Below are 18308 nucleotides of genomic sequence, written 5' to 3'. Positions count from 1 at the left end.
GCGGGCGCATGAGCAAAATCGGCAGCCTCTTCGCTAACGACGTCACGCGTCAGATCGAAGAAGTCATCAAGGTCGATCAGGACGATGAAGCCGTCATCGTTGGAGAAATCGACGAATACGTCGTCACCGACTCCATCAAGCGCCATTTCCTGGAGGTGCTCGAGCGCTATCAGGAAACGCCGCAGAAGCCCCACGAAGGCGCGGCCGTCTGGGTCTCAGGCTTTTTCGGGTCGGGTAAGTCGAGCTTCGCCAAGCTGCTGGGCCTATCCCTCGAAAACCGCATGCTGCAGGGCGCGCCGGCGGGCAAGCGGTTTGCCGATCAGGTGGGCGACTCCAAGCTCACCGTGGTTCTCAACGCCATCGGCGAGAAGATCCCCACTCACGCGGTGATCTTTGATGTCTCAACTGATCGCGGCATCCGGTCCGGCAATCAGATGCTGACCGAGATCATGTACAGCCTGTTTCTCAAAAGCCTGGACTACGCCAAAGACATCGATCTCGCTGAGCTTGAGATCGGTCTGGAATCGGAAGGCAAGCTTCCGGAATTCGAGGCAGCCTACAAAGAAGAGTACGGCAAAGACTGGAACCAGGAGCGTGGACTACTAGCCTTCGCTACCAACAAAGCCAGCCTTATCATGCACAAGCTGGATCCCAAGACCTTTCCCTTGGGCGACTCCTGGGCCAAGGGGCGCTCCAAGCCTGTGGTCAATGTCGCGCTCCTGGGCCAACGCGTTGTCGAGCTTATGGCTAGGCGTAAGCCAGGCCATTCCTTGGTGTTCGTGGTCGACGAAGTCGGCCAGTTCGTCGCGCGCGACATTCAAAAGATGCTCGATCTGCAGTCGATCGTGCAGCAGCTTGGCATGCGTGGAAAGGGCCGGTTCTGGACGATCGTAACCTCGCAAGAGCGCTTGAGCGAACTCGTAAGCGGGCTGGACGACAAGAAGATCGAACTCGGCCGGTTAATGGACCGCTTTCCCATGCAGGTTCACCTAGAGCCTTCCGACATCGCCGAGGTCACCAGCCGCCGCGTACTCAACAAGAACGCCGATGCGCAGAGCACGCTCGGGAGGCTGTTTGAGGACAATCGGGCGCGGCTGGATGTCAATTCGCGGGTCACGGCGGACGTGCGTTTGCCTGAACTGTCACGCGAACGGTTCGTCGATCTTTACCCGTTGCTACCCTACCAGATCGACCTGATCATCGACGTCGTCTCCGGGCTCAGAACCCAGGGCGGGGCAAGCAAGCATGTCGGCGGCGCCAACCGCACGATCATCAAGCTGGCCCAGCAACTTCTGATCAATCCGCAGACCAAGATGGCCGATCAGAACGTCGGCGAGCTGGTCACCCTGGATCAGGTTTACGACTTGACCTCCGGCAACATCAGCTCGGACATCCGCGGCAAGATCGACTCCATCCCCGCCAGAACCGACCACCCCCTAGCGCAAGCTGTGGCTAAGGTGGTCTGCCTGCTGCAGTTCGTGAAATCGGTGCATCGCACGCCCGAGAATATCGCCGCGGCGCTGCTCAACCGGGTCGACTCGGATTCGCGGCTGAGCGAAGTTCACCAAGCCCTGGCCGACCTCGAAAAGCGGCAGTTCGTTCGGCTAGGCGATGACGGCTACCGCATTCCGACACCAGCGGAAGACGACTGGGACAAGACTCGTGAGGGGCTCGAACCGCGCCGCGCTGATGAGCGCCAACTGTTGGCGACGACGATCACCGACTTCTGGTCTCCGCAGCCCGATTTTACGCTCGGTGAAACCAAGGTCTTCAAGGCCGGCTTGATGATCGACGGCTCCGAGAAGGTCTCCGGCGACATCGGCTTTCATCTGCAACTGGCCGACGACGCCGGGGCGGTTGACGTCGAAGCCGAGCGGTTTCGCACCCGCAGTCAGACCGAGAAGAACAGCGTCTTCTGGATCGTCGGCCTAGATGAAGACATCCGGCGCGAGGCCCGCGAGGCCTTTCGCTCGGATGAGATGATCAAGCGTAAGGGCCGCGGCGCTGCGACCACCGATGAGACCAAACTCATCGCCGAAGAACGCGCACGCCTGCGCCGTCATCAGCAGGAACTGTTTCGCCGCCTGAAGGCCGCCTGCCTATCCGGCCGCATCTACTTCCAAGGCCATGACCGCAGCCCCGACGGCGGCGCTGCGGATATCCGCAAGGTCGCCGTCGGCGTGCTCTCCAAGGCTCTGCCGGCGGTCTACGAGCGGTTCGGAGAAGCGAGCGCCAAGCGCGCCGATATTCAAAGGGGCATCGACGCCTTGATGGTCGATGAGAACCTCAACGGCCTGCCGAAAGTCTTCGCCGAACTCGGCCTGCTCAAGGATGATGGCGGCAAGCGCGCCTTCAACGTCTTGGGCGTGCCGCTGGCCGAAGTCGTGCGCACCATCGACGAACGCGCCCGCTACGGGGAGCAGGCAACCGGCAAGTACCTGGCCGAAGCCTTCGCCGGCGCCCCATTCGGTTGGGATTTCGACGCCGTTCGATTGCTCGTGCTTTCTCTGCTGCGCGCCGGGGCCATCGACGCCGCCCACAAGGGTCAGACGATCGACAACGCACTGAGCGTCGCAGCCAAGGACTGCTTCAACAACAACCAGGCGTTCAGGGTGGCCAGCTTCCGGCCGCGCAAAGGCATCGATTTCGGCGTCCTCGCCGAAGCGGCTGATCATTTCAAGGCGACCTTCGGCAACGAAGCGAAAGAAATTTCGGAGTCGTCTCTATCGGCTGAGATCAGAGATCAGGTCGATCGCAATGTGGATGCCGTCCAAACGGCCTTGGGCTTGCTGCAGAGTCACACCCTGCCCGGCGCAGACATTCTCGCCACCGCACTGAACGAGATGCGCAGCATCGGCCGTGGCGGTGACGAGAATGCCATCCTCTCTTTCAATGCAACGCATCGATCGATCAAAGACGCGATCAAGCGCAGCGCAGACCTGGCCAGGAGCCTCGATCAGACCGGCCTTGAGCATCTCACATTGGGCCGTGCGGCGTTGCGCGAGCTGCCGTCCTTGCTACGGGAGTCTGGCGTCGATCCCGGAATCGCCGAGAAGGGCGAGACGCTGAACGATTTCATCAGTCGCGAAACCTTCTTCCGCGATCTGCCTGCTATCGCCGCCGCGGCCGCGAGCATCCACAAAGAGCGTCGGCGCCTGGTTGCAGCTCTAATGGCTGAGAGAGCTGAGGTTTACGGCTCGGCCCTCGACACGCTGGCTGCCACATCGGGTTGGGACGGCCTCGACCCTGCGGTCCAGGACGAGATCGCCGCCCCCCTGCGCGCATGCGCCTCAAAGACCTGGACGAACGAGAGCTTCTCCCAACTGCGGAGTGAGACAGAAGCCTGCGAAAGCCGCCTTAGCGCGGCGATCCAGAAGGTGCTGCAGGCGATTGACGGGGACCGGATCGTCTCAATTTCGGTGGGCCAGTATTTTGCCGGCGGCATTGAGAACGAGGAACAGCTCGAACAGGCCCTCAGCGGCCTGCGCGACGAGTTGGGCCGCCTGATCGGCGAAGGCAAGAAGGTCATCATCCGATGAGCCGCGCCTGATGGAAAAGGAAACCCGCAGCGCGATCGAGGCGGCGACCCAGAAGGCCCGTCGGCTGCTCACTGAGGACTTCCGCGAGCAGCTCGATAGCGCCTTCGACGTCCGCCAGGATGGCCGCATCTCCGAGGTCCCGGGCCCCCACCTCGACCCCAACCAGCGCCGCGCCTGGCGCAAGATCACGGCGGCCATCGCTCATAAGCGTGCCGCGGGGATGAAGCCGGACGAAGCGGTCACCGACTTTTTGCGCGACGCTGCTTTCACCATGCTCAATCGCTTTGTCGCCCTGAAGATGCTGGAGGCGCGCGAACTGGTGCAGCCCTGCATCAGCCAGGGCGAGGCCTCGTCGGGCTTCGCGGAGTTCTGCGGCTTGGCTCCAGGGGTGCGGACCCCTGATGGCTCAGGTTACCGGCTCTACTTGGAATGTGTATTCGACGAGCTCTCCTCCGACGTGAAGGTGCTGTTCGACCGGCGCGATGCGGCTTCGGCTATGTGGCCGCGGCGCGCGACATTCGAGGCTCTGTTGGAAATCCTCAACGCTCCGCCGCTTGCGAGCGTATGGGGAGAGGACGAGACCATCGGCTGGGTCTATCAGTACTTCAACGGCCAGGACGAACGGCGCGCAATGCGCTTGGAGGGGACTCCACGCAACAGCCGCGAGCTAGCGGTCCGAAACCAATTCTTCACCCCGCGCTACGTGGTCGAATTCCTAACCGACAACACAGTGGGGCGCATCTGGTATGAGATGCGAGACGGGCAGACCGCGCTAATTGACCAGTGCGAGCATCTGCTCCGCCAGACGGGAGAAATGTGCGCGCCGCGGCCGAAGAAGGATCCGCGCGACATTCGTATCCTGGACCCCGCCTGCGGTTCGGGCCATTTCCTGCTCTACGCCTTCGACCTCATGCTCACCATTTATCAGGAAGCCTGGGCCGATCCGGAGACGCCAAGGAGCGAGGCCACAGGCAAGCCCCTGGCTGAAGACTATCCTAACATTGCTGCCCTCAATCAGGCCCTCCCTGGCTTGATCATGGCCTACAACCTCCACGGCATCGACATAGACCCCCGATGCGCTCAGATCTGCCAACTAGCACTATGGATGAAAGCTCAGCGGGCATTTGACGACCTCTCGATCGGCCGCACTGCCCGTCCACCGATCCGCCGATCCAATATTGTAATCGCCGAGCCAATGCCCGGCGAACAGGACCTGCGCGATGAGTTCCTCCACGAGCTCAAGGAGGAACGGCTTGAAAGCCTGATGCGCCGCGCCCTTGGTATCCCAACAGATCAGAGGGTGCGCACCACCAAGGCTATGGCCGACAGCCTCAAGGCTCTGGTGGAGAACGTTTGGGACGCGATGAGCTTGGCGGGCGAGATGGGCGCCCTTGTAAAGGTTGAGCGGACGTTAGAGCTCGCTGTCCAGCGTGGACGTGCCGAATGGGAAGAGCAGCTGCCACTGTTCCGCATTGCGGAGTACGACATGGCAGGTGACGGCCAAGCTGCGCTCAATGATGAAGGGCCTCAGATCGCCCCAAGCGAAGGCCTCGATTTTTGGAACAAAGCCGAACGGTTAGTGCTGAAGGCTTTGGAGGAGTACGGAACCGATGCCCGTGGGGCCGGCGTTGCGCGCCGGCGACTATTTGCGGACGACGCAGCGCACGGCTTTGCCCTCGTCGATCTCTTGTCAAAGAAATTTGACGTCGCACTCATGAATCCACCCTTTGGCCCGGCGACCGGAAATACTTCGGACAAGCTAGAAGCTGACGATGCCGGCAATCTCTATTCTGCATTTGTGCGTCGAACCAAGGAGCTCGGGGCCTCATTTATCGGTTGCATTTCGGACAGGACCTTCATGGTCCAATCCACTTTCGCTGATTTTAGAGAACACTTGCTATGTGATAAGCAGTCCGTCGCGCTCCTGGCAGATCTCGGATGGGGCGTACTGGACGCTAACGTCCAAACGGCCGCCTACGTCCTTCGAGAGAAAGGCGCTGATCAATCGATTGGATTTACCGATCTTAGAGATTCTGAAATCAAAGAATCGGAGATCTCTGGTGCAAAATCTTCGTGGAAGTGGATTAGCTCACAAGTATTCGAGAAGCTTCCAGATTTCATCTTTGCCTACGCGCTACCTGTAAGCGTGCTGAATGGAACCCGAGATTGGTTCTCGTTATCTGATCTTGCTAAGCTTCCTCGTGGATTAGGATCAAACAAAGCTGCGCGGACATATCTAAGCTGGTATGAAGTCAAAATCGACTCTCTGACCCCAGGCAAACGCTGGGAGTCACTTTCCAACGGTGGCGAATTCTCTCCATTTTGGCGGCAAGATCTCGGCGTCGCGGACTGGCGAGGCCCGAACGGACGTGCATGGGTGGAAATGAATTCGGCCGATGCTTGGCGACCTTACGACCAATCTGGCACAGACGCTTACTTCAGACGTGGCTTGAGCTTCCCGAAGCAATCCTCGTCATTTCATGTATCGATATTGCCCCAAGGGTTCCTCCCCACCCGTGAGGGGAAGGCTATATTATTCGACGATGAAACAAACACGCTGCCAATTCTCGGTTTGCTGAATAGCGGCCCCGTTCGATCGTTCGTGCGCGACACTTGCGGCCTTCACAAGCAGAGCGGCGCAATTGGTCGAATACCGATTCCCCCGCTCAAGGCGGCTGACGGACAACGGCTGGCCGAACTCTCAACCGTGATCGCGAACGCAGTAGCTGAAAGCTTTCACGGCGACGAAACGTCACGAACTTATGTTTCACCCTCAGTATTCATTGGTGCTTCCAGTGAATCATCGAGTGACATCGGTCAAAAAGTTCGCGAGATAGAAGAGATATCAAGACGGCTCTATGGCGTCACCGCTGGCGCGGACGATTGGCTTGAAGAGGCGGCCTCACCTGCTTTTTATCAACCTTCGGAGCAAGACGTCCTCTCTTGGTCTGTCGGCGTAGCCTTCGGCCGCTTTGACGTGCGCGTGGTTACTGGCGAGCGTCGCATTTCCGTGAAACCGAACCTATTCGATCCGCTACCCGCTGTGAGTCCCGGGATGCTGCCCCACGGCGCGCCCCCTTTCATGCCAACTTCGGGCATCTTCGTGGACGATCCTGGTCATGTGGACGACCTCGTCGCGCGCGTGACGGCAGTCTATGAGCACGTTGGCGAGCCTGCACCCGCGCCGGGGGATCTTCGGCGAACTTTGGCGCGCGACTTTTTCCCCGCGCACATCCGCATGTATTCTAAGAGCCGCCGCAAAGCGCCGATCTATTGGCAGCTAGCGACACCTTCCGCGAGCTACTCGGTGTGGCTCTACATTCATGCCTTCAGCAAAGACACCCTGTTTCGGGTGCAGAATGACTACTTGGCGCCCAAACTGCGCGACGAGAGTCACCAGCTCGACCGCCTCCGGGTGGAGGCAGGGGGGGCGCCCTCCACGGCTCAGAGCCGCGCTATTGAGGCGCAGGGAGTCTTCGTCGAGGAGTTGTCGGCCACTCTCCACGAGATTCGCCGCGTGGCGCCGTTGTGGGATCCTGAGCTCGACGATGGCGTCATCCTCAACTTTGCGCCCCTATGGCGGCTGCTTCCACAGAACCGCGCCTGGCAAAAGGAATGCCGGGCGGCATGGGACGGCTTGGTGAAGGGGGAATACGACTGGGCGCGCATCGCCATGCGGCTTTGGCCCGAACGGGTGGTCCCAAAGTGCGCCAAGGACCGGAGCCTCGCTGTCGCCCATAATTTGGAAGACGTTTTCTGGATCGAGGGTGCTGACGGCAAATGGGCTGCGCGTGCAGCGCCGACCTGCCCGATCGACGACCTGATCGCTGAACGCACCTCCCCCGCAGTGAAGGCCGCGCTCACCAGCCTGCTGGAAGCTCCAGAGCCTGTAGCGTGCTCAGGCCGCGGACGCCGGCGACAGACTGCGGCATAAAACATGACTGTTCACCCGCTCCACGACTACATCGCCAGCCGCATCGCCGAGAAGGTGCGCGAGCACCATGTGGTGATCGTTTACGATCAGCCCGAGGAACTACGTGGCTTCTTTGCCGAGGCCGCCCATGGGGTGGATACAAGAAGTCGCCTAGTGCCCCTCGCCCTCGGCGACGCGTCGGCTCAGCTATTCGAGGTCGATGGATCTTTTCTCGCCGCGCGTGCCGCGGTCGAGCCCTTGACGGATGACGACAAGCCTGCGGACCTCGTCATCTACGTCCCGGGCCTGCCTGAGGGCGACAAGAAAAATTCCCTGCTGATGGAGCTTGAGAAGGCCGGCACGGTCTATCGCGCGCCGAGGCTCAACCAGTTTGCTAGGTTGGTTTTGCGGAAACGCCTCGACGATGTCGCCATAGACGGGATGCTCAAGTCCGAGAGCCTGTCCTATGCCGACCTTACGGTCATTTGCCAGGGCGAGGATGGCGCCAGCGCATCCCTCCTGCGCGGAGTTTTCGACACGTCCGACCCACTCCGCATCCTGTCCGCCTGGCTGCTCGAAGACGCCCGCGACAGCGAGTTGGAACGCAAGGGTGCCTTTGGCGAGCTGCGCGGCCTGGTACAAGCCAAGCTTGGTCTGGTCCCCGCCGACGACCTCGACGGCGCCCGACTGCGCGCAACGACAGCACGCTATGTGCTGGCCAACGAGTTTCGCAGCGACCTCTTGCCCGGCGTTGCGATAGCGCCCGAAGCGGCTCGATTGCTCGAACAGGTGAGTGAGCCCGTCGGCAAGGAAGCGCTGAAGTCGGTCCGCGACCTCTCCGCCCTGCTACGCGAAGACGACGCCCTCGCCTATGTAGCCTTGGCCGACGCCGTCGAGCGGGAGCTCCGGCTGGGCGTGGAGACCGTGCCTGGCCATGCACTCGGCACAATCGATACCTTCCGTTTCGAAGAAGTCGCCGCCGCACGCGCCGCCATCCAGATGGTCGCCGACGGCCGCATTGAAGATGCGCAACGGCTCATAGACGGGCGGGGCGAAAGCTTCTGGGTTACCCTTGATCCAGAGCGCGAAGCGATCTGGCAGGTTTGCCGCCTGATGCTTGAGGTATGCGCCCAGGCTGAGCGAGCCCGGCGCGAGGTCGATCGCGCGCCAGCGGGCGGCACTCAGGGCTGGATCGAACGCTACACAGCCGAGGACGGCTGGCGCCAACTGGACTTGGCGCAGCGGCGGTTTGAGACCCTGCTGTCTTCCGTCGAGGGCGATATCGACCCACTCGCCGTGGCGGCCGTCCGAGCGCGCTATGAGGAAACTGTGCGGCGGATGACCGAAGGCTTCGTCAAGGCCTTGGAAAAGGCGGATTGGCAGGTCGACGGGATACTGCACCAGACTCGCATTTGGCCCGAGGTTGTGTCGAGCCGCTCGCGTCCTGTCGCCTACATTTTTGTCGATGCAATGCGCTATGAAATGGGTGTTGAGCTGGCCGAACGCCTAGCCGCCGGGTTCGAAGTCCAGCTGCGGCCGGCTGTCGGTGCGCTGCCTTCGATCACCCCAATAGGCATGGCCGCGCTATTGCCCGGCGCCTCCTCGAGCTTCTCCGTCGTGCAGCAAGGCGCGCGCTCTGGTTCGATGATCGAAAGCGCCTTCCTGCCGGATCGGGCGTCACGCCAGAAGTTGCTCAATAGCAAGGTTCCGGACGCCACCAGCATGGACCTCGACGAGGTGCTGTCGCTCGGGGCTAAAGCTCTGAAGGCTCGGATCGGGGCTGCTTCCGTCATCTCCATCCATTCGACGGACATCGACGGCGCCGGTGAGAACGCCATCACAACCGCTTCAGCACGGCGAATCATGGACACCGTCATCGGCGATCTGGCGCGCTGCCTGAAGAACTTGGCGGCGGCGGGTATCGAAGACGCGGTCATCACCTCTGACCACGGTCACCTGTTCTTTGCTGGCGATCGGCCCGCCTCCATGCGCATGGACGCCCCTGGCGGCGAGACTGTGGACCTGCACCGGCGCTGTTGGTTCGGCCGCGGTGGGACAACGCCCGCCGGCGCACTGCGCGTCAGCGGCGCTAGGCTTGGCTACGCGACAGATCTCGACTTCGTCTTCCCGATCAGCACGGCCGTGTTCAAGGCCGGCGGCGACCTCGCCTTCCACCACGGCGGGCCTTCGCTGCAGGAAATGATCGTACCTGTGCTTACGGTAAAAGCTAAGCGCCGCAAGGCAGAAGCGGTGAAATCCAGCCCGGTGACGGTCGTCTATGATTTCGACGCCATCACCAATCGCATCTTCACCATCAAGGTCGAGCTGACAGGCCGGGCCAAGGGCTTGTTCGACGACGGGCTTCTGGTGCGCCCCGTTGTGCTTTCCAAGGGGCGTGAGGTGGCGCTGGCGGCACTCGCTGTGGGCGGCGAGTTGTCCAGCGGGCGATTGATGCTGCAACCTCAGACGCCGGTCACCGTCGGCTTTCAGCTGACGAACGACGAAGTCACCGCCATCGAAATCCAAATCGTGGACGCGACTACGGATGCCATCCTCTATGCGTCCGAAGGCTCCATCCCTGTGAAGCTCGGAGTCTGACCATGGCGACCACACCCCCTCGCGATGCGCTCGACGACAAGGCCAACGGAGCCTTCGCCGGCAAGGTTGTGCGCAAAGACTTGGTCCGTCGAGTGAAGGTCGGCGCAAATGTGCCGGTGTTTGTCCTGGAGTTCCTGCTCGGGAAGTACTGCGCCTCGTCGGATGAAGTGGCGATCCAGATGGGTCTCCAGGTCGTCAACGACACTCTAGCCAACAACTACATTCGCCCCGATGAGTCGATGCGCGCCCAGAGCAAGGTCAAGGAAAAAGGCCGCTGGACCTTCATCGACAAGGTGCGTGTACGCCTAGTGGACTCCGACTATTGGGCCGAGGTCATCAATTTCGGCAGCAAGAACGTTCATATCCCAACCGACTATGTGCGGGACTATGACCGGCTGCTGACGGGCGGAATCTGGGCACAGATCGACATGCGCTTCGAATACGACGAAGAGGCGCGCGGCAAGAACCCATTTTGGATCGAGAAGCTAACACCGATCCAGATCGCTGCCTTCGACCTCGCGGAATACCAGGCGCAGCGTCGCCAGTTCACCACCGATGAGTGGATAGACCTGATGCTGCGCAGCATGGGTTACGAGCCGGCCGAGATGACGCGTCGGCTGAAGATGCTGTTCCTTACGCGGCTGATTCCCTTATGCGAGCGTAACTACAATCTCGTCGAGCTAGGCCCTCGCGGCACCGGTAAGAGCTACGTAATTCAGGAAGTCTCGCCCTACGCAGCCCTGATGACGGGCGGCACCACGGTTGCCAACCTATTCGGTCACATGGGCGGGCGATCCAAGGGTCTGGTGCAGATCTGGGACGTTGTGGGCTTCGACGAAGTCGCTGACCTCGAGAAGATGCCCAAAGAAGTCATCACCACCATGAAAACCTACTGCGAGTCGGGCTCCTTCCAGCGAGGCCAGGAAGCGGCCTCGGGAGAAGCGAGTATCGCCTTGTTCGGCAACACTCAGCAGCCTGTAGATGTCATGGTTCAGACCGGCCACCTCTTCGAGCCGATGCCGACCGTGATTCGGGACGACATGGCGTTCATCGACCGCCTGCACTTCTACCTGCCCGGCTGGGAAGTGCCGAAGATGCGCAACGACATGTTCACCGACCACTACGGCTTCGTGGTCGACTACATGGCCGAGGCACTGCGGGAGCTGCGCCGGCACAACTTCACCGAGATCACCGACCGTCACTTTACGATGGGCTCACATCTGGTGGCGCGCGACCGGAAGGCCGTGAAGCGCACGGTTTCGGGCCTCATGAAGATCATCTACCCGCATGGCGAGGCGACCAAAGAAGAGCTGGCCGAGCTGCTCGAGTTCGCCATGGAAGGCCGCCGCCGGGTAAAGGAGCAGCTCAAGAAGATGGGCTCCTTCGAGTACTACCACACGTCCTTCAGCTACACGGATATCGAGACGGGGGAAGAGCGGTTCGTCGGGGTGCCAGAGCAGGGTGGCCGCAACCTCATCTCGTCTGACCCCCTGCCTCCGGGCAGCATCTACACGGCGACTGTGGGTCCTGACGGAACGGTCGGCATGTACCGCATTGAGGTGTCTGTGGCTGTCGGAAGCGGCAAGCTGAAGATGGCCGGCGGAGTCGCTGGCGCTACCAAGGAATCCGTCAATCGCGCCCTCAGCTACATGCTGGCCAAGAAGGGCGACCTGTCGATCGCCAAGGAATTGGACTCATCCGACCTTCACGTCGAAGTCATCGATCTGCTCAACAATCGTGTGGAGGGCGAGATCGGCCTCGGCTTCTTCATCGCCGCGTTCTCAGCCCTGAAGAAGGCACCGCCGAGTGCGGCGATGTTGGTGCTCGGGGACATGAGTGTCCAAGGCAACATCAAGCCGGTTCGCTCGCTGGTCGAGCCACTACAGGTAGCGATGGATAACGGCGCCAAGCGGGCCCTCATTCCACTGGAGAACAAGCGCAGCTTTCTGGAAGTCACCGGCGATGTGGTCGAACACGTCGATCCCATTTTCTTTGGTGACGCAAAGACGGCGGCCTTCAAGGCGCTGGGCATGAACTAAAGCAAGGGCGTCGGCCCGAGGATGGCGAACCACGAGGTCTCCGGTCTACGCAACAGTGTTAAGGCTGCAGTCTGATCTGCAGCCCCTCTAGCTCAGCCATCGTCATGTCGTTCTCCAGGAGCTCGCCGAGATAACCCAGAAGGTCATCCTGGCGCGGCTGACCGAAGGCCAGACGGTAGACGGTGAGGCTGCGCTTCAGCCACTCCAGCCGTTGGGTCTCCCGACTGAACGGCAGGATCGGCACGCGCCGCTCCACCTTCACCGGCCCCTCGCAAAGCCAATAAGGAGCTAGGTCCGTATCGGCCTGGGTGGCCGCTCGCGCGGAGGCGAACATCTGCGCCCAAGGATCCGCCGCATCGCCCCCCTGCCCCCACAGCTCCTCGCCGTGGTTGTGGGCGACGTTAAGGCGGACCGCGTGACCCTTGAACCGGTGAACGCGCCCTTCCCTCTGCTCCAGATCGACAGGGTTGCCGGGCAGGTTCCAGTGGTAGACCCGGTAGCAATAGGGATGGAAATCGAGCCCTTCCTGGCCAACGGACGTCGTGGCCAGCACGAAGGGCCGGAACGGCGAGTTAAAGGCGTCGCGCACGCCGCCAAGTCTCGCGACCGAACCCTCTTCGTCACGATAGTCCGCCAAGCGCATGGCAAAGCGCCCACGCATCTGGAACTTGTCGACCTTCAGCCGGCCCTCGACGACTGCGGGGTTGTCGACATCGATCTGAGAAGGTCGGATCGAAAGGGCGTCGGCCATGGCCTTACCCAGTCCAGCGACACGCTCGCTGGGGGCGGCGGCGCTTAGACCCTGCGCGTCCACGAGGTAGTGCGCATACTCATCGAGGACCGCTTGCAGGTTTTGCTCGGCGGAGAAGCTCAACACGCGGTGCCAGTAGCGCTCCTCTTCCCCTCGCCGCAGCAGGGCTACGGCTTCATGCTGGTTGAAGAGGGTGCGGAAGCCCCAGGCGACATGAGCCGCAGCGCTCATCAGGCTTGGATCGTCCCATCCGAGTTCCGGGGCCACGCGCCGCAGCGCGCGCAGCGCGCAGACGGCCGGGCTTCCAAGGGCGACATCGGCCAGAAGGTCGAGCGCCTCGTCACCGATCGGCCCCAAATCACTGACGGCCGCCGTCTTCAATGCCGCCACATGGTCTTTGAAGGCGTCCTCGCTGGCCAGCCCGCCCATGCCGTTCCACGCACCGATCCAGCTGAGCGCGCCGTTGCCCGCCACCGCATCGATCGCCGCCGGCAACGCCCATTCCTGCAAACCGCCCTCGACGTCAGCGGACCCCCGCGCTGCTAACGCGTCCAGGCTCGCCGTCAGCCGTTCCGCGATCCGCGCGCGCATCTGGGCATAGCTGAGCCTCCCGGACGCACCGGTGATGATCGCAAGCGGATCCCCAAGTTCGGCCAGGACCGGCGAGGGATAGATCAGCAGCAGGGCACGCAGCCCGGCCAGGCGCCCGTCAGCCAGTCTGAATTGCAGCGGCCTCGGCCGCTTCTGATCAAAATACCCCCGACCCGTCTCGCCGGCGCCCATGCGGCGCTCGGCCTCGTAGGACAGGGTTGCCGCGATCGCGTCCGGCACCATCGTCCAGGACGAGAAGATCAGCGCCTTGGTCGGCCGCGCCCCCGACTGCGCCTCGCCGTAGTAGGGCAGCGACGGCGGAATCCACAGGTTCTGCTCGAGGCCATCCTGAAAGACATCATCCATGACCGCGCGCATCCGCCCGTTTGCGGGCTCGATCGGTGCGTAGGCATTGAGCGCGTCATGGTCGAGACAGGCGCCTTTGGCGCTGGCCAGCGCCGCGACGAGGGCGGCCGACGGCTTGGTCCCCTCCTTGTCCTTCATCACCCGCTTCAGCGCGTAGTCGCGCATGAAGTTGAGGAGGTACGGCGCCGACTTCCAATATTCGATCACATCGGGCGCTTCGAGCGCGCGAGCGACGCCTGAAACCGCCATCGCCTGACGCAGATCATCCGACTGCACCGTCAGGGCCGACGGAGGTTCGCAGACCATGGAGTCCCGATCGACCGTACTAGAGACTCGCTCGGTGCGGCACATCACCTGTTTGAGCGCGGTCTCGACCTTCGCCTTCTGCTGCAAAGCCTCGGCCTGGGCCGCCGGCAGGCCATGGAGGGCTGTCCGAAACGCCCGCATCTCCTGGTCCAGGGCCCGCACCATCTCTCGCCCTCGAACCTGGCCGAACAGGAAAGTCAGGGTCTCCAGGAAGTCGTTGTAGTGATCGCCATCCTCCGCCTGGTCGCCCTGCAGCGTCAGCATTCGGTAGGGCGTCGCCGACAACAGGAGTGTTCGAGCCGGCGTGCTGCCGCCTTGCCCGTAATCGAACAGGTCCCTGGCGAGATGTGCGGCGTCGCTGTCGCCGTGCAGCAGATCAGGGAAGCGTTGAAACTCATCCATGATGATGAGGTCGGGTTGCAGCGCATCGACACAGGAATGACTGAGCTTGCCTCGCAGCTTGGAGATGAGCGCGTTCCGCGAGGATGTCATAGCCGTTGGATACCGGTCGCGCCGGCGACGGAATTGCTCGACACCGTCGGCTAGCGCGCTCAAGACCGCATCGTCGACGCCGATGCTCTCTCGAAAGCGATCGATAAGCGCCTTGTCGACACCGTTGAGGGAGACCTCGCTTTTGATCCAGTAGTCCCAGCGTTCAGGACCGACGTCCACCTGAAGGAGGTTCTGCAAGCCGCGCGGCGAAGCAACGAGGGTCTTGAGGAGATGATAGAGCAGCGCGCGCTCTTCAGCGACGCCCGTGGCAGACCTTAAATCGAAGGTCGTTCCCGGGGTCAGGCTGATCAAGTTGACCTTGTTGGCGCTTAACGAACGCTCGCCGTTCATCCGAAGCGGCACCAGAGTCATGCGCGTCGGGAGTGCGAGAGCCTCCTGGCCAAGGACATTCAGCTTCTTGAGGTTCTGCGCCGCGATGGCCTGGTTCGAGCAAATATAGAGGATGTCAATCCGGTCGGTCTTGTCCCACAGGTGCTCGATCGCCTTGGCGATCACGCCACGCGCCACCAGCGTCTTGCCCAGGCCGACCTCGTCAGCAACCAGGAACTGGAAGGCTGGATTTTCGGGGTCGTAGAAGCGATCGAAGACATAGTCGACCGTTCGGCGCTGGAAGGCTTTCAGTGGCCCCAGCGCGGCCGCCGCCTTGAACGGCTCAGTGGACATGGTCTGCCTCCGCCGGCATCGCGGCCCGGAAGGCCTCCCACAGCGCGCGAAACTCCGCCGGAACCGGATCGGTCGCGCTGTCCTCTGCGGCCAGGCGGGTAATTAGCCTCTCCACGGCCGTCAGGCGCCCGTCGCCCGAACAGAGGGCGCGCACCAAGTCTTCGAGCAGGGGCACATCGTCCCCTCCTCCTCGACCCCAGGTGCCTTCACCGCCGGCACCTTGCGCGGCCAGAGCCGCAGCGAAGGGATCGCCAAGCTCGGACAACAGCAGGCGCAGATAGCGGAAGAAGGCGTCGCGATTGGTGATGATCGACCGGAAAATCGCCGAATGGCGTTCGGCCGGCACACCTTCCATGGGCAGGCCCACGCTGAACAGAAGCCGCGTCTCGCCGCCCGCATCGGTGAGCTGGAAGGCGACGAACCGGGTGAGGTCCGCCAGTGGCATGACCCCAAGATCGACATCGTCGCCGGCGGCGAGCGCGGCCAGGACGTCACAGCGATGGCCCTCACCGCGGGTGATCGGCCAGACAAAGGCGCTGGCGACGCTGGTGAGAACCAGGGGCCGCGAGACGACAAGCCAGACCCGCCAGCCCGGCGCGTCTTCGCCCACAGCCGGGGCGCGCTCGCAGCGCAGGGCCAAACCTGCCTTGCAGAGAATGCGACGGTCCTCCTCGAGACGGCGCTCGGCCGCTTTGACAGCCGCCGCTTCGGCTGACACCTCTCCCGCCACGAACGGGCAGAGCAGGCGGCCGAAGCCTTGAGCGCCGAGGATGTTCTCGACGCTGCCGACCTTCGACGCCTTGCCGGTGAGGGTCGCGAAAACCTCGACATTGTTGACCACCTGGCGGTTGGCCAACGCCGCCTGGGTGGCGTTGCCCGAGCCGACGGTTAGCACGGTGTCCCAGCCCACCTCCTGGATGAAGGCCTTGGCGTGCAGCCCCTGTAGGCTCTCGGGCTCTGCCTCTTCGCCGTCCTCGCTGGCCGCCATCTCGTCCAGGACGCTGACGCGCTCAAACAAGGCCAGGGTGTCGGGCGAACAGGCCGCCAGCTCGTCGCTACGCCCCACCAGGACCGGCTTCTCCCGGCTAAGGCGCGCCAGGCGCGTGAGGGTCGCGTCATCGCAGAAGGGCGAGATCACCCCCATCCGGGCGCAAGCGGACGGCGCCCAGACCTCGGAGCCAATGCCATTCACCGCTAGGCTGAGGTCCTCGAACGGCTCAGGCAAGGTCCAGGCGACCCGATTGAGATCGGCCGCGACGTCGAGAGTGAGGGCGCGGGCTTCCTCGGCGACGGGTTGCACCGTCAGCCGCGGCACGCGTTTCAAGAGGTCGACGATCGGCTTGTTCAGCGGAACGACGCGGCGCGTGACGTCGCCGTCCAGGCAAAGCGAGATGTCCCACGAGCGGTCGCGCGTCAGATTTCGCGACAGCACCAGAAGCCGCATCTTTGCCGCCCCGGTGCCCGACTGCGGCTTGAAGCGCAGGACCCAGATTTTCGGATGGAACGCCCCGCCCTGCGGCGCGGCGACCTCGATGATCATCTTCTCCAGCAGACTGCAAAGCCGCGACTGTGGCTGGGTCTGAGCCTGGATGTGCCCAGCGTCGCAATAGACGGCGAGACGATCGGCGATGCGCTCAGCCCCCTCAAGCAGCGCCAAGGGCTGACCGAGGATCTCATCGCGGTTCTCCGCCGCGAACAGCGCCAGGCTCACCGGGGCCGCCAGCGCCGTCTCGAAATCCAGCGAGTAAGTGGTGGCGACCGCGGCGTCGAACACATAGCCCGAGGGTGCCGCGAGGCTTTCGCCGTAGAGGACCCGCGCTTCGGGGTCGAGGCTTGCTCTATTGACCACGGAGCAGATCCCCCAAGTGCGACTGAGCCTGACCCCACCGGAACGACAGTCGGTCTGCGCCGGAGGCGCCGCCCCATCGGTCTCGGACAGCGTGATTGGCGAAACGCGACTGCGATGTCTTGAGACGCCGCTCCCGGTCGCGCACCAGGGCGCGCGCCGCATCAGAGTCGGGCAACTCGGCGGCGCCGGTCCGCGCAAGGGCGACCCAGTCCTGAACGAAGCGGACCAAGGCTGGCCGGATGGTGTGGGTGGGGTGTTCGACCTCGCGCCAGAAGTCAGCCAACGACCAGGCAGCCAGACGTTGGGCGTCGAGGTCAGCGGCCCATTGGGCGAGCCGTCCGCGATAGAGATCGATCCAATCCTCGCGGGCCCTCAGTTCCGCAAGCTGCAGATTGTAGAGGAGCGAAGCGCCATGGATGACGCCCGAGAAGACTTCGGCGTGCTCCACCAGGCGTCGCGCCGCCGTTGGGAAGTCGCCCAACGAAGGGTGCTGCCAGATGTAGGCGCACTGGCCGTTGTCGGATTGCCGCGCTAGCCAGGTGAGCAGTGACGTTGGCGCTGAAGCCACCAAGCGATCCTTGATAAATTGAGCCTCATCGTCCGTCAGGGCGAAGGTGGCCGTCTCGAGGAAATCGGTCGGCGCCGCAGGCAGGCCGGGATGCCAGCTGCCGGTCTGTAGATCTTCGAAGCCTTCGGCCTCCACCTCCGACCGCTGACGCCGCCGGCGAGCAGTCGGCAAGGTCGCGTAATAGGTCTCACGCGAGCCGGGAAACTGGCGGATACCCCAGGCGCCCAGACCGGCCCAATAGACAGAGCTTGGAAGGCGCTGCAGCCGCGCCCCAGCGTCTCGGCCGATCACGCCGCTGGTTTCACCGCCGGCCTTCAAGGCGTCCGACAACCTAATCTCCATCGCCCGCCCCTCGGCGGACAGTTGGCTGGCCGTGCCGTCGCGCCCTTCGAGCCGCCGCAGGATCCAGGGGATGAACAGCATATAGCGAAGCCGAGTCTGGATAGTGCTGGTGCCCGGAAACAGGTGGTCGGCGATCGAGTCGCGAATGGCGCCCAGGCCCAGCTCGTCGCGGCTCTCCCGCTCCTGAAAGAGGGCCATGATGCGTTGCGCGCGCTGACGCTCCGCCTCGTCAAAATCAATCCACGCCAAAGACGACATCAGCACCCCTGC

At 62.8% G+C, this 18308-nt stretch carries 7 protein-coding genes; 4 read left to right on the top strand and 3 right to left on the bottom strand.

Translation table 11 applies throughout. From position 1 onward, the window contains the following. Positions 1 to 8: 8 nt before the first annotated feature. From brxC to brxL, 4 genes are read left to right on the top strand one after another with little or no spacing between them, the layout of a single operon-like run. Positions 9 to 3539, top strand: a complete 3531-nt coding sequence (gene brxC, locus Q333_RS0102925; RefSeq protein ID WP_029415251.1) for a BREX system P-loop protein BrxC — start codon at positions 9 to 11, stop codon at positions 3537 to 3539. A 10-nt stretch (positions 3540 to 3549) separates the two neighbouring features. Continuing rightward, positions 3550 to 7473 (top strand): BREX-1 system adenine-specific DNA-methyltransferase PglX, encoded by a 3924-nt coding sequence (gene pglX / locus Q333_RS0102920; RefSeq protein WP_029415250.1) that lies wholly within the window; start codon positions 3550 to 3552, stop codon positions 7471 to 7473. A 3-nt stretch (positions 7474 to 7476) separates the two neighbouring features. Next, positions 7477 to 10050 (top strand): PglZ domain-containing protein, encoded by a 2574-nt coding sequence (locus Q333_RS0102915; protein ID WP_029415249.1) that lies wholly within the window; start codon positions 7477 to 7479, stop codon positions 10048 to 10050. Positions 10051 to 10052: 2 nt separating this feature from the next. Next, entirely contained in the window at positions 10053 to 12089 is a 2037-nt protein-coding gene (gene brxL, locus Q333_RS0102910) for a protease Lon-related BREX system protein BrxL (protein WP_029415248.1), read from the top strand. A gap of 58 nt (positions 12090 to 12147) precedes the next feature. Here brxL and Q333_RS0102905 read toward each other — a convergent pair whose 3' ends face one another. The 3 genes from Q333_RS0102905 to Q333_RS0102895 are packed head-to-tail and all read right to left on the bottom strand — an operon-like array spanning position 12148 to position 18296. Continuing rightward, on the bottom strand, positions 12148 to 15279 hold the full coding sequence (locus Q333_RS0102905) for a DEAD/DEAH box helicase (RefSeq protein WP_029415247.1): 3132 nt from the start codon (positions 15277 to 15279) through the stop codon (positions 12148 to 12150). Further along, positions 15269 to 17128: a phospholipase D family protein gene (locus Q333_RS0102900; protein ID WP_029415246.1), complete on the bottom strand. Its 1860-nt coding sequence runs from the start codon at positions 17126 to 17128 to the stop codon at positions 15269 to 15271. The genes Q333_RS0102905 and Q333_RS0102900 overlap by 11 nt, the downstream gene beginning before the upstream one ends. Continuing rightward, positions 17118 to 18296 (bottom strand): DUF6361 family protein, encoded by a 1179-nt coding sequence (locus Q333_RS0102895; RefSeq protein ID WP_051651120.1) that lies wholly within the window; start codon positions 18294 to 18296, stop codon positions 17118 to 17120. Before Q333_RS0102895 ends, Q333_RS0102900 begins: the two co-directional genes overlap by 11 nt. Between the last annotated feature and the right edge of the window lie 12 nt (positions 18297 to 18308).

The sequence above is a fragment of the Brevundimonas bacteroides DSM 4726 genome, assembly GCF_000701445.1.
Classification (GTDB): Bacteria; Pseudomonadota; Alphaproteobacteria; order Caulobacterales; family Caulobacteraceae; genus Brevundimonas; species Brevundimonas bacteroides.
The sequence above is the reverse complement of the archived record's forward strand: the minus strand, read 5'-3'. Positions and strand labels throughout refer to the sequence as shown.

What these genes read in the sequence shown, in the direction of transcription:
- Q333_RS0102905 (WP_029415247.1), bottom strand. Translation starts at nt 15,279, where the DNA reads ATGTCCACTGAGCCGTTCAAGGCGGCGGCCGCGCTGGGGCCACTGAAA.
- brxL (WP_029415248.1), top strand. Translation starts at nt 10,053, where the DNA reads ATGGCGACCACACCCCCTCGCGATGCGCTCGACGACAAGGCCAACGGA.
- pglX (WP_029415250.1), top strand. Translation starts at nt 3,550, where the DNA reads ATGGAAAAGGAAACCCGCAGCGCGATCGAGGCGGCGACCCAGAAGGCC.
- Q333_RS0102915 (WP_029415249.1), top strand. Translation starts at nt 7,477, where the DNA reads ATGACTGTTCACCCGCTCCACGACTACATCGCCAGCCGCATCGCCGAG.
- brxC (WP_029415251.1), top strand. Translation starts at nt 9, where the DNA reads ATGAGCAAAATCGGCAGCCTCTTCGCTAACGACGTCACGCGTCAGATC.
- Q333_RS0102895 (WP_051651120.1), bottom strand. Translation starts at nt 18,296, where the DNA reads ATGTCGTCTTTGGCGTGGATTGATTTTGACGAGGCGGAGCGTCAGCGC.